This window comes from Paraburkholderia caribensis, from assembly GCF_002902945.1.
Taxonomy (GTDB): Bacteria; Pseudomonadota; Gammaproteobacteria; order Burkholderiales; family Burkholderiaceae; genus Paraburkholderia; species Paraburkholderia caribensis.
The window spans coordinates 1444082-1456745 of sequence record NZ_CP026102.1 but is presented as its reverse complement, the minus strand read 5'-3'; the positions used below and the strand labels follow the sequence as shown (position 1 = coordinate 1456745).

The window sequence follows — 12664 nt, the reverse complement described above, 5'->3', positions numbered from 1 at the left end:
GTGCCCTAGGTTTGCGTGCGTAGTGTCGCATATCGGCGAGGGTGGGAAAATCCGTCTGGCGCTCGCGGCGACAACACATGAAAAACGGCGGGCGCCCTGAGGCGCCCGCCGTTTGCGTGTCACGCGTAGTGCAACCGATGCCCGCTCAGACAAGCGGCAACGTCGGTCGATCAAGCGTCGGTTTCATGATCGGCGCCAGCGCCGCGAAAATGCGCTGACCTTGCTCCTCGTCGATCACACTCGTAAGCAGCGAGCGAAAGCGCGGCTCTTCGACACCGGAAACAATGTACTGCCAGCGATACGCGTCGAGCATCGCCGCCTGCACCTCCGCGACCTCGGCGTGCTGCAGCGTACGCTCCATATGCTGGCAGAAGTACGCGGCATCTTCCTTCGCCTGCATCTGCACCACGCCGTCGACGCCCGCCACCAGCGCGATCAGATCGTCGACGGCAGCATCGCGCGCGGGCTTGTCGAGCTTCGCGTCCTCGCGCATCCATTCGAGTTCGTCGATGATCGCGTGCTGCGATTCTTCCTTCCAGTGGTACATAAACACGTCTTTAAATAGCGGCGAGAGCGTGTCGTCCGCTTCGATGCTCTGACGATAATGCACCTGCGAGAAGATCTCGATGAAACACGTCAGCGCGAGAATCCCCCACGTCGATTTGCCCAGCACGAACATGGCGATGTCGTCGGGGTCGGGCAGGAAGCGATAGCCTGCCGGCATGTCCGCGCCCGCGAGCAACTCGATGCGGCGGAACAGCTCCTGGTGCTTCAGTTCTTCGTCGGTCAGACGCACGACGGCTTCGAGTGCGATCTGGTCGCCGAGTGCATGGTCGCGTCCGAGTTCGAGCATCTTCGCGCCGATGAAGCGTTCGACGAGCTTGAACATGTTCGCGTACGTGCGGCCTTGAACCTGCGAATAGAAGCGGCGCTCGGCGTCGTTCAGAAACGGCAGGCGATACACCTGTGACAGCCCATCGGGCAGAAACTTCTGATTGATATCGAACGTACGCCCGCGGATCACGTCGTTGTCGATATCCCAGCGGATTCGCTTGGACACTTCGACGCATTTGGCGTAGCGATGGGAAGGCAGTTGATACTCTACAGCTTGCATCTGAGAACTCCAGTTCGGCGGGATTGCAGTGGGGTGGCGCCGAAAGAAGAACGAAGAGAGACGGCGCCGACTCAAAGCGCTGCGCCGTGGTGTGTTGCATGCCGTAGCGAAACGCTGATACGCATTGTGCGGATCGGCATCGGATCGGAAATGAGACGCGAGTCCCGGTGCTCGCGGTGAGCACTGCAACAAAGCCGGGAAATCCGGGACAAGCCGGGACAAGCCGGGACAGGCGCCCCGTGATGCAACGCGTCGAGCAAACAATCAGGCGGCGGGCGCGTCGAAGCCCGCCTTGCGCGCCATCACGATGGCCTGCGCGCGGCTTTCCACTTCGAGCTTCGCGAAGATGCTCGTGATGTGATTGCGCACGGTCTTCTCCGATAGACCGAGCCGCGCGGCGATCTGCGCGTTGTCGCGGCCGCCCGCGATCAGTTCGACGATCTCGCGCTCGCGCCGCGTGAGCGAAGAGAACACGGGGTTGGCGTGGCTCGCGGGCGGCAGGAAGGCGCGTACTTCGTCGCGCCAGCGCTGCCATGCGTCCTCGCATTCGAGCGTCAGATGATTCTCGCTTTCGAGCGGCACGAAGCGCGCATTGGGAATCAGGCTCGCCAGCAGGCGGCTTTCCTCGAACGGCACGCGTGCGTCGCGCACGGCGTGCAGGACGAGCGTCGGACATTGCACATGCGGCAGCAGATCGACCACGTCGATGCAGTTGAAGACACGCATGATGCGCGCTGCGTTCCGAGGCGTGGTCGAAATGCGTTCCAGCTCGTTGAACCAGCGGTGCTGTTCGGGCGTGCCGCCCGGAATGAACTGCGTCGTGAAGAACTGGCGGAAGGCGGGGTTGTGCTGGCCCCAGCCGATCTCGGCGAGCTTCGCGAGCGTTTCGGCTTCATCGCGCGCCTGCTCGGTGCGCGAGCGGACCAGCCGGCCGCGCGCGTAGCCGCCGTGCAGGATCAGATGCGAGACGCGCTCCGGAAACGCGACGGCATAGCTGACGGCAATCGACGCCCCCTGCGAAATCCCAAGCAGCGCAAAGCGGTCGACACCGCTCGCATCGATGACGGCGATCAGATCCTGCTTCCAGGCGTCGAATGAAATATCGGCGACGTCGTGATCGGACAGGCCGCAGCCGCGCTGATCGTAGCGGATCAGCGTATGGTCGCGGCACATCTCGGCGATCATGTGACTCCATACCGGGCTCGCGAGATCGAACTCCAGATGGCTCAGCCAGTTTGCTGCCTTGACGATGGGCGGCCCGCTGCCGCAGGTCGCGTAGGCGATGCGCGCGCCGTCGTGCGCCGTGCACAGCCGGATTTGCTGCCTGCACTTCGGGGCGGTCGCGGACATGAGCCTCCCGGCGGCGATGAAAGAAGCGCGCGTCAGCTTGCGGGCCGCATGACGCGCGCTTTCATTCAGCTTATCACCGCGTGAGTGCTTTGCCGCACGAAGGTGCGGACAAACGACGCGTCAGTTGCGCAGGTCCGTCGAACGTATGAAGTGCATGGTGTATTCGCGTGCAACGCAACAGCGCGCGCATTCGCGCGCATTTCAGGCGCCGACGCTGCGCGGCGCCTTTTCGACGAGCGGCGTGGACACCGCGTTCGCTGCTGCCTGCACGCACTGATTGACGAGATCGCTGAAGCCGTTGGCGTTTTGCGTGTCGCTCAATGCGCCGACTTCGTCCACCCGTTCCGATTGCCCGCCAATCCCGACGATCAGTTGCGCGCCGGGCGCGCGCTCGCGGATGCGCCGCAGCAGATTGCGCAGATAGGGCGGTGCTTCGGGGGCGTCGAGCGTGACCACGCAGACGATGGCCGCGCCGTCGATACCGTGCGTATCCGTATGACCACGGCGGAACTGCGCGTAGTTCGCCGTGACGGGCGCGAAGCCGCGGCGCGCCAGCAATTGCACGGCGATCGCCGTCGTCACTTCGTCGAAGGCGCCGCGGCCCGCGACGCACACGAGGCGCAACTGCGCGGCGTCTTCCGGCAGCACGGCAGGCGGCGCATCGGGCGCATTCGGATCGGGCTTCTCTTCGGGCATGCCGTCGAATTGCTCGAGATTCTCGATGATATCGAGCAAGGTTTCGTTCATGCGCGCCAGTTGCTCGGGCGCGAATACGCCGCGCAGCGTGTCGTTGCGCGCGAGCCGCAAGCCTTCGCGCGCGACGTCGTCGTAATAGCGGGTAAGCGACATTTCCTTGAGGAACCGGTCGGCCTGCACGATGGCTTCGTGTGGATCGTCGGCGAGCAGCCGTTGATAGAAGTTCTGCGCAGGCGTGAGCGCGGGCTGATCGCCGAGCAGCACGGTCAGGAACTTCAGGCGCTCCGCGTAACGGCCCAGCGTGACGAGGCACAGCGTGAGCGGCGTCGACAGCACGAGGCCGATCGGCCCCCACAGCCAGCTCCAGAAAATCGCCGCGACGACCACGGCGAGCGGCGACAGGCCGGAGCTATGCCCATACAGCAGCGGCTCGACCACCTGGCCCGCGACGACGTCGATGCTCACGAACAGCACGATCGTCCACACGGCCATCGTCCATTGCGGCTGGATCGCCGCCGCGAGTATCACGGCCAGCAGTGCCGCGATCCACGTGCCGATATACGGTACGAAGCGCAGCAGTGCCGTCAGCACGCCGAACAGCAGCGCCCCCGGCACGCCGATGATCGCGAGGCCGATCGCGATCGTCGCGCCCGCGCCGAGGTTCACGCCGAGCTGCGCGACGAAGTAGCGCGACAGGCGGCTCGCCGCGTCGTTGATCGCGGTGGTCGTGCGGTGCAGGTCGCGCGCGCCGAACAGGCGTATCAGCCGGTCGCGCAGGTCTTCGCGCTGCAGCAGGATGAAGATCGTCACGACCAGCACGATGAACATCGTTTCGAGCGGCCCGACAACGGGCGAGAACACCCGCTGCGCGAGTTGCAGTGGCGAGGGGATGGGTTCGTGCACTTCGACGGGCAGCGGTGCCGCGACGGTCGGCTTCTGCGAGCGACCCGCTTCGTGGGGCACTGCGGCGCGATCGGGCGCGACGCGCGCCAGCGCAGTCGCGGCGCGCGACAGCAGCGCATCGGCGCGTCCCACCGTTTTCTCCTGCACGGTCTCGACTTTGCGCTCGATGGCCGCCTGATATTGCGGCAGCGAGCCCGCAAGCTGCGCGATCTGCGCGCCGATCAGCGTGCTGACGGCGAGCAGCGTGATGACGGCAAGGAGCACCGCGACGAAGATCGAAGGCAGCTGGCCGAAATGAAGACGCCGCAACAGGCTGACGAGCGGCGCGAGCAGGAAACTCAGCAGCACGGCGAGCGTGATCGGAATCAGCACCTCGCGCGCAAAGTACAAGCCGCTGACCACGACGACGAAGGTAATCACCGACGCGAGGCCGTGCAGCCCCGGCGATCCCGGCGGATACACGCGGTTGGTCGATGGGCGGTGCGGGGTGAGCGGAACTTTCATGGCGTGTGCCGGTTGACCGTGGGATCGATACGAGGGCAGCTATTGTAAGCAAGACGCAGACCCGGGCGCAGGACGAGCGGCCCATGTCAGCTCTGGCCACCTCCAGCCGGGTTCAGTTCAGTGTATCAACTGCATCGCGCGCATTTGCATGAAGGCGGCGAGGCGGCGCGGCGGGCATAATCTCAAATTGGCCTGGTCGTGGTTTTGCTTATGGCTTCGGGCATTGATCCAATTACGGAGAAACGGCATGCGGCGCGCAACGGAAATCGACCTGGCATTGAATGCACGGCCCGACGGGATGCCGCTACAGCGCTGGCTCTATGGCGAACTGCGCGCGGCGATTCTTCAAGGGCGGCTCGGCCCGGGCGCGCGCCTGCCCGCCACGCGCGATTTAGCCGCGCGTCACGGCGTATCGCGCGGCACAGTGCTGGGCGTGTTCGCGCAACTCGCGGCGGAAGGCTATCTGGCGGGCGCGGTCGGGCGCGGCAGTTTTGTTGCAAGCGAATTGCCGGACGCGCGCTTCGAGTCCGCACCCGTGTCCGATATGGCACGGCGTGCACGCAAGAAGGCGGACACGGGCGGCAACGCAGGCATCGCTTTGTCCGCGCGCGGCCGCCTGCTGGCGCGCAGCGCGTTCGCCCTGGAAGGCCGCTCGTTTCCGACCCGCGCATTTCGTCCGAGCCAGCCCGATTTGCAGTGCTTTCCGTTCGCATTGTGGGCGCGCGTCGCGGCGCGCCGCTCGCGTCTGTCGAACCGCTCGATGCTCGCCGACGGCGAAGCGCAAGGCTACCGTCCGTTGCGCGAAGCGATCGCTGAGCATGTGCGCATGGCGCGCGGCATCGCGTGCACGGCGGATCACGTGGCGATCGTCGGCAGCGCGCAGCAGGTGATCGATCTGGCCGCGCGTCTGTGGCTCGACCCCGGCGACGCCGCGTGGATGGAGGACCCCGGCTATCAGGGCGCGCGCCTCGTGCTCGAAGCGGCAGGCGCGCGCATTGCCGCCGTGCCCGTCGATACCAGCGGCATCGACGTGGCGGCGGGCCGCGCGCTCGCGCCCGATGCGCGGCTCGCGTACGTGACGGCCGGGCGGCAGGCGCCGCTCGGTCCCGCGCTGTCGCTTGAACGGCGGCTCGCGTTACTCGACTGGGCGCACGCGCGCGGCGCGCTGGTGATCGAGGACGACTATGACAGCGAGTACCGCTTCGAAGGAAGACCGCTTGCCGCGCTGAAGAGTCTCGACAGTGCGGGCCATGTGATCTATTGCGGCACGTTCAGCAAGCTGCTGTTTCCCGCGCTGCGCATTGCGTATGCGGTGTTGCCGGAGCGCCTCGTCGACCCGTTCGTCGCCGCATGGTCGCTGACGGGCCGGCACGTGCCGCTCGATCAGCAGTCGACGCTGCACGCGTTCATCGCGCAAGGGCATGCGGGCCGTCACGTGCGGCGCATGCGCGAGCTGTACGGCGAGCGCGCCGAAGCGCTGCGCGACGCGGCGCACCGCCATTGGACAGGGCTGCTCGCGTTGCCGCCGATTGTCGCCGGACTCGATGCACCCGCGTTCTTGCCCGCGGGTGCCGACGATGCGCTGGCCGCGCGTCTGGCCGCCGAAGCGGGCATCGAAACGCGGCCGTTGTCGTCGTACGCGGTCGAGCGCGCGGCGCCCGCCGGCCTGGTGCTGGGCTTTGCGGGCGTCGGCGTGGACGAGATCGACGCAGGCGCCCGGACGCTCGCGCGGGTTCTGCAGAAGATGCTCTACAAGACCTGATGCCCGTCGCGTTCGCTCGCGCTCGTGAACAGGCGGGCGCGGCTCATTGCGCCTCGCGCAGTGCGCTCGCCGTGCTGCGCCGCCAGTCGGGCGACCAGCCGAGCTGGCGCTTTGCCTTTTCCGTCGACACGACGGGATTGTCCTCGGCGATGTTGAACGCGCCCGCTCGCGCATGCCGCAGCGCGAGCACGGCGGCGTGCGCAGCCGCTTCGACATGAACCGGGCTTGCCCCTTTTGCAACATCGCTGCCCGTGCCGGGGCCGTACAGTTGTCCATAACGCAACACCGTGCCGATCAACGGCGCCCGCAGAACCTGCGTTTCGAGCGATACGACGCCGCGCACGGTGACGAGGCGATTACCTTGGGCTTCCGTATCGAGCGGCTGTGTCTCGTCGTAGGGTTGCGCGCCTTCGCGATACGCCCACGCGATGCTTTGCGCAACGAAGCGCTTGCTGCCTGCCGCGCGCGCCGCGGCGATCAGGTTGCGCGTGCCTTCGTCGCGGATGCGCGCGTTCGCTGCAACTGCTTGTTGCATTCTCGCGGGATCGAGCGCGGGCGGCAGGTCGGTCAGCTGATGGATCACGCAGGCGGGTTCGATGCGCTGCAGCGCTTGCGTCAACGCGCGTGCGTCGAACACGTCGACGATGACGGGCGTTGCGCCCGCGTGTTCGATCTGGGACGCGCGCCCGGCGCGCCGTGTGCTGCCGTACACGGTGTATCCCGCATCGACCAGCAGCGGCACCAGTGCGCTGCCGATCGCGCCCGCTGCGCCTGCCAGAAAGACTTTCGTTTCCATCCGATGATCTCCGTGTATGCCGGGCCATTGCGCCCCTGTACGCAGAGTAAGACGGATAATGGACCACACAAAGATCCATTATCGAAAGAACGATTAGGCCATTATCGGCAGGCGATGGAAATAGAAAAACGGCGGCTCCGTTCCGGCAACATCCGCGTGCCGGAACCAAACCGCCGTCGGTGACGATTAGCGAAGCGTTTTAGAACTTGTGACGAATGCCGAGATTCACCATCTCCTGATGGCTCGTGCCCGCATAGCCATACGAGCCGATCGATGCCTGCGCGTCGGTGATCGTATTGGTGTTCGCGTCACGGGTCTGGCCGCTCGCGTGCTGATACGCGGCCGTCATGTAGAGGTCGGTACGCTTGGAGAGGTTGTAGTCCGCGCCGAGTGACACCTGATGGTATGTCGCCGACGTGTCGCCGTTCGAATGCGTGTAGCTATAGCCGACGCCCAGCAGCATCGCAGGCGTGGCCTGATAGTTCACGAAGCCCTGGCCCGTGTTATAGCGTTCGTTCGTGCCGAACACCGAGCTGTCGTCGCGGCGATACTGCGCATTGCTGTAGCCGAGCCCGAAGGTGAACGAACCGGCCGTATATTGGCCCGCTACGCGTGCAATGCCGATCGAATGCGCCGTCTGATAGCCGAGATTGACGGGACCGTCGAACGTGCCGTCGGAGGTGCTGTTCCAGGTGGTGCGAATGCCTTCCGATGCCGGGCTGTTGGACGTGTAGTAGTAACCAGCCGCAAGGCCGATCGGGCCGTTGTTATAGGCGACTGCGCCCGAATACGACTGCTCCGAGCCCGTGCTGCCCGCCACGCCGCCTAGCGAGTACATCGCTTCGAATTGCAGTCCCGCGAAAACGGGTGACGTGTACTTCACTGCATTGTTCACGCGGAAGCTGTTGTCGTAGTTGTCGACGTCGCCTGCCGTGGCGAAGGCGCTGCCGAAGTAGTTGTCGGCGGTGATGCCTTGCACGAGGTCGATCAGCGGATCGTATTGACGGCCGAGCGTAATGGAACCGTATTGATCTTGCGAAAGGCCGACGAATGCCTGACGGCCGAACAGGCGGCTGCCCTGGCCCATCTTGCCCGTGCTCGGGTCGAAGCCGCTTTCGAGCTGGAAGATCGCCTTCAGGCCTGCGCCCAGATCTTCACTGCCTTTGAGGCCCCAACGCGTGCCTGACAGATTGCCTGCGCTGGTATTGCCGAGCGACCACAGGCTGTTATTGCCCGATGCGTTGTGAACGTAAGTGATCCCCGTGTCGATCGTGCCGTACAGCGTGACGCTGGTCTGTGCGTGAGCGGCGCTGGTGGCCGTGGCCAGTGCGGCCAGTGAGATCATCGAGAGGGCGGTGCGCTTCATTCTTCTCTTCTCCTGCGTGTGGTAAAGCGTTGAATGAGCGAGAGACTAAAGGCGCACACAAAAAATGTAAAAAAGCCAAAAAGCGGTGTTAGTGAAATTCACAACACGAAATAGCGCAATTATTGCGGCTTCATACAAACAGTATTGCCGCGTTCGCCTTTCTTCAGGCATGCCCGAGCAGATTGTTTTTACCAAACGAAAATTACCGCGTATTGCCGCAAATATTTCGCGGCAATATGGTGCGTGCGGCAATATTGCAGAAACAATGATAAATAATTGTCTATTGCGGGCTTTATCGTTTCGCGCAATGCGTTAGACTTTGCGGCGTTTCATCCTGTCTGCACGCAGCGGACAACACGCTTGAACGCGGCCTCGTGCCGCGTTTTTTTTCGCGTGTCGATTTGCATTGACCACGTCAGCCCTGATCGCCGCCGCCTACGGGCAGCACGGTGCCCGTGATGTACGAGGCTTCGTCGGAAGCGAGAAAGAGAATCGCGCCAACCTGTTCATCGATCGTTCCATAGCGATGCATCAGGCTCGTTGCCTTCGTCTGATCGACAATGCTTTGATACCAGCGCGCTTCCTGTTCCGTTTGCTGTTCCGTGTTGCGCGGGACGCGCCGCGCCGGCGCTTCCGTGCCGCCCGTTGCGACGGCATTGACGCGGATGCCGTCGGCGGCATGCTCGAATGCGAGGCTCGCCGTCAACGCATTGACGCCGCCCTTCGAAGCCGCATACGGCACGCGATAAATGCTGCGCGTCGCAATCGACGATACGTTGACGATGACGCCATGCCGACGCTCGATCATCGAAGGCAGCACGGCGCGGCAGCACCATAGCGTCGGAAACAATGAGCGGCGCACTTCGGCTTCGATCTGCGCTTCCTCGTATTCCTGATAGGGCTTGGCCCAGATCGTCCCGCCGACATTGTTGATCAGCACATCGATACGGCCAAACGCGCCGAGCGCGGCATCGGCCAGCTTGCATGCGCCTGCATAGGTTTCCAGATCGGCGGTCACGGCGATGCAGCGCGCGCCCGGTGCGGAGACTTCGGCTGCCACCTCATGGACGAAATCCGACCGGTCGCATAGCACGACCGTCGCGCCTTGCCGCGCGGCCGCAATCGCGACGCCGCGTCCGATGCCTTGCGCCGCGCCCGTCACGACGACCACTTTTCCTTCGAAACGTTGATTCATGATGGTCAGGCCGCGTTGGTGGCAGAGAATTTTTCGTAGTGGAAGCTCGCGGGCGTGACGCCGATTTCGCCGAGCCAGCCGCGCACTGCATCGACCATCGCAACGGGGCCGCACAGATAGACGTCGACGTCGCCGCCATTGAGCCACGCGGGATCGACGTGCGCCGTCACGTAGCCTTTGAGCGGATGATCGCTCGCGGCATCGGCGACGCAGGTACGGTAGGCGAAGTCCGGCAGCGTGCTTTGCGCCGCATCCAGCTGCGGCAGCGCGACGAGATCGGTGTCGTTGGTCACGCCGTACACCATCCGCACCGGCTGCGTTGCGCCGTCTTTCGCGGCGAGCACGTCGAGCATCGACAGGAACGGCGCGATGCCCGTGCCGCCCGCGAGAAACAGCACGGGCCGCGTCGCTTCGCGCAGATAGAACGCGCCGTACGGCCCGGAGAACGCGACGCGTTGACCCGGCTGCGCGTGCTGGCTGAGATACGTGCTCATCTTGCCTTCGGGCACGTTGCGCACGACGAACGACACGCGTGATTCGCCCGGAGCGGAACTGAACGAATACGAACGCGTCAGCGCGCTGCCTGGCACCTCGACGTTGACATACTGGCCTGCAAGAAAGCTCAGTTGATCGGGTGCATCGACGTCGATTGAAAATTCGATTGTCGAATCGGAGAGCTTCTGCACGTTGGCAAGCGTGCCTTCGTGACGTGCAACGCCCGTCTTGCAGGCCGCCGACGAAGCCGGCACGCGAATCACGCAGTCGGAGCGCGGACGCGTCTGGCAAGCGAGTACATAGCCTTGCGCCGCGTCTTCGGGCGTCAGCGCGTCTTCGATATAGCTCGATTCAGGCAGGTCGTACGTGCCTGATTCGCAGAAGCCGCGACACGTACCGCACGCGCCGTCGCGGCAATCGAGCGGAATGTTGATCTTCTGCCGGTACGCTGCGTCCGACAAGGTTTCGTTGTCGCGGCACGTGATGAAGCGCGTGACGCCATCTTCGAACTGGAGGGCGATGCGATGTTCCATGGACTGCTCCTGTGCTGCCTGATGCTGCTGTGTATCGTGGCCGATCGTCAACGCGCTCAGATGTGATAGATATCGATCACCTGATTGATGTAGTCGTTCTTCAACACGACATACTTGTTCAGGATGCGCGGCGCAGCGCCGCTGAAATCGATCACGTAACGCGACATGCCGAAATAGCTGTAATTGGTTTTGTAGCGATGGCTCAGCGTGTGCCAGTTGAAGCGCACCGTGCAGACGCCGTCGTCGTGGCTCTCAAGTTCAACGTTGCTGATGTTGTGGCACGTGCGCGTGTCGGGAATCGTCGCGCTCGACCGCTCGGTCTTGATGCGGAACACGCGGTCTTCCAGGCCCTGGCGGCTCGGGTAGTAGATCAGCGAGATCTCGCGTTGCGGGTCCGTGATCAACTGGTCGGTGTCGTCCCATGAAGGCATCCAGAAGACGGCATCGGGGTGATAGAGATCGAGCCATTCGTCCCATTGTTCGTCGTCGAGAAGACGCGCTTCGCGGTACAGAAATGCCTGGATGTCCGCGAGTGCGGGCGCCGTGATGATCGTGCTCATGCTGCGCTCCTTTCTCGCGCGAGTGCGTCGCGTATCGTTTCGACCCAGTAGCGGTGCTGGATCGTGTAAAGCCCTTCGTCTTCCGTCTTCACGCCGCTCAGCAAGGGCTTGAGTCCGATCTTCTGCGCGCCTTCGTCGGCACCTTCAATCCAATGCGTCGAGCCGCGGCACATGTCGTTCCATTCAACGGAGCGCGCCGCATAACCTTGCTGGCACGCGCGGAATTCTTCGAGGTCGTCGGGTGTCGCCATGCCGCTCACGTTGAAGAAGTCTTCGTACTGGCGGATGCGGCGTGCGCGCGCTTCATCGGATTCGCCCTTGGGGGCGATGCAGTAGATCGTCACTTCCGTCTTGTTCACCGACAGCGGCTTCAACACGCGAATCTGCGAACCGAACTGATCCATCAGATACACGTTCGGATAGAGGCACAGATTGCGCGAGTTCTGGATCATCCAGTCGGCGGTTTCGCCGCCGCAACGCGCGGCGAATTCATCGCGGCGATTGAAGTTCGGGCGGTCTTCGGGGTTCGCCCAGCGCGACCACAGCAGCATGTGGCCATGTTCGAACGCGTAGAAGCCGCCGCCCTGACGGCCCCAGCCGCCTGCGTCCATCGCGCGGATCTTGTCTTCGGCCGCGTTCTTTTCCTTGCGCTGACTGGTGGTTGCCGCGTAGTTCCAGTGCACGGCCGACACGTGATAACCGTCCGCACCGTTTTCGGCCGTCAGCTTCCAGTTTCCTTCATACGTATACGTCGACGAACCGCGCAGCACTTCGAGACCGTCTTCCGATTGATCGACGATCATGTCGATGATGCGGGCGGCTTCGCCGAGGAATTCGGTGAGCGGTTTCACATCGGGATTCAGGCTGCCGAACAGAAAGCCGCGATAGCTTTCGAAGCGCGCGAGCTTCTTCAGATCATGCGAGCCTTCGTGATTGAAGCACTCGGGATAACCCGCGCCTTCGGGGTCTTTCACCTTCAGCAGCTTGCCGCTGTTGTTGAAGGTCCAGCCGTGGAACGGGCAGGTAAAGGTCGCCTTGTTGCCGCGCTTGTGGCGGCACAGCATCGCGCCGCGATGCGTGCACGAATTGACGAGCGCGTTCAGTTCGCCCTGACGGTTGCGCGTGATGACGATAGGCTGACGGCCCATCGTGGTCGTGAAGTAATCGTTGTTCGACGGAATCTGGCTTTCGTGCGCGAGGTAGATCCAGTTGCCTTCGAAAATGTGCTGCATTTCCAGCTCGAACAGCGCTTCGTCGGTGAATGCGCTGCGGTGCAGGCGGTAGTCGCCGCGCGTGCTGTCTTCGACCAGATAGTCGTCGATATGTTTGAGCTTCGGACTGCGGTCCGGGTAGATGGGGATCATCGGAAGTCTCCAGTTCGATGTCGGCG

General features: G+C 63.6%; 10 protein-coding genes. 1 reads left to right on the top strand and 9 read right to left on the bottom strand.

Annotation, left to right across the window (positions count from 1 at the left end; all coding sequences use genetic code 11):
• Positions 1–145: 145 nt before the first annotated feature.
• From C2L66_RS22980 to C2L66_RS22970, 3 genes are all read right to left on the bottom strand, one after another.
• Positions 146–1114, bottom strand: coding sequence for a hypothetical protein (locus C2L66_RS22980; RefSeq protein WP_060606533.1), 969 nt, complete (start codon positions 1112–1114; stop codon positions 146–148).
• Positions 1115–1378: 264 nt separating this feature from the next.
• Positions 1379–2464 (bottom strand): alpha/beta fold hydrolase, encoded by a 1086-nt coding sequence (locus tag C2L66_RS22975; RefSeq protein WP_060606535.1) that lies wholly within the window; start codon positions 2462–2464, stop codon positions 1379–1381.
• 201 nt (positions 2465–2665) lie between these two features.
• Positions 2666–4567: an AI-2E family transporter gene (locus C2L66_RS22970; protein ID WP_060606537.1), complete on the bottom strand. Its 1902-nt coding sequence runs from the start codon at positions 4565–4567 to the stop codon at positions 2666–2668.
• A 247-nt stretch (positions 4568–4814) separates the two neighbouring features.
• Here C2L66_RS22970 and pdxR point away from each other — a divergent pair, with 247 nt between their 5' ends.
• Complete coding sequence (pdxR, locus tag C2L66_RS22965) at positions 4815–6329, top strand: MocR-like pyridoxine biosynthesis transcription factor PdxR (protein WP_060606540.1); 1515 nt, start codon at positions 4815–4817, stop codon at positions 6327–6329.
• Between the two features lie 43 nt (positions 6330–6372).
• Here pdxR and C2L66_RS22960 read toward each other — a convergent pair whose 3' ends face one another.
• The 6 genes from C2L66_RS22960 to benA all read right to left on the bottom strand — a co-directional run bounded on the left by C2L66_RS22960 (position 6373) and on the right by benA (position 12638).
• Positions 6373–7125 carry an NAD-dependent epimerase/dehydratase family protein gene (locus C2L66_RS22960; protein WP_060606542.1) on the bottom strand — a complete coding sequence of 251 codons (753 nt, stop codon included), beginning with the start codon at positions 7123–7125 and terminating at the stop codon, positions 6373–6375.
• A gap of 199 nt (positions 7126–7324) precedes the next feature.
• Positions 7325–8491 (bottom strand): porin, encoded by a 1167-nt coding sequence (locus tag C2L66_RS22955; RefSeq protein WP_054934903.1) that lies wholly within the window; start codon positions 8489–8491, stop codon positions 7325–7327.
• 415 nt (positions 8492–8906) lie between these two features.
• The gene (locus tag C2L66_RS22950) at positions 8907–9686 is read right to left on the bottom strand and encodes a 1,6-dihydroxycyclohexa-2,4-diene-1-carboxylate dehydrogenase (protein WP_054934902.1); all 780 of its coding nucleotides are present in this window, start codon (positions 9684–9686) and stop codon (positions 8907–8909) included.
• Positions 9687–9691: 5 nt separating this feature from the next.
• Positions 9692–10714, bottom strand: coding sequence for a benzoate 1,2-dioxygenase electron transfer component BenC (benC, locus tag C2L66_RS22945; RefSeq protein WP_060607304.1), 1023 nt, complete (start codon positions 10712–10714; stop codon positions 9692–9694).
• A gap of 56 nt (positions 10715–10770) precedes the next feature.
• A complete protein-coding gene (benB, locus tag C2L66_RS22940) occupies positions 10771–11274 on the bottom strand; it encodes a benzoate 1,2-dioxygenase small subunit (protein WP_054934901.1) in 504 nt (167 codons plus the stop codon).
• The gene (gene benA, locus C2L66_RS22935; RefSeq protein WP_054934900.1) at positions 11271–12638 is read right to left on the bottom strand and encodes a benzoate 1,2-dioxygenase large subunit; all 1368 of its coding nucleotides are present in this window, start codon (positions 12636–12638) and stop codon (positions 11271–11273) included. The genes benB and benA overlap by 4 nt, the downstream gene beginning before the upstream one ends.
• Positions 12639–12664 lie beyond the last annotated feature (26 nt).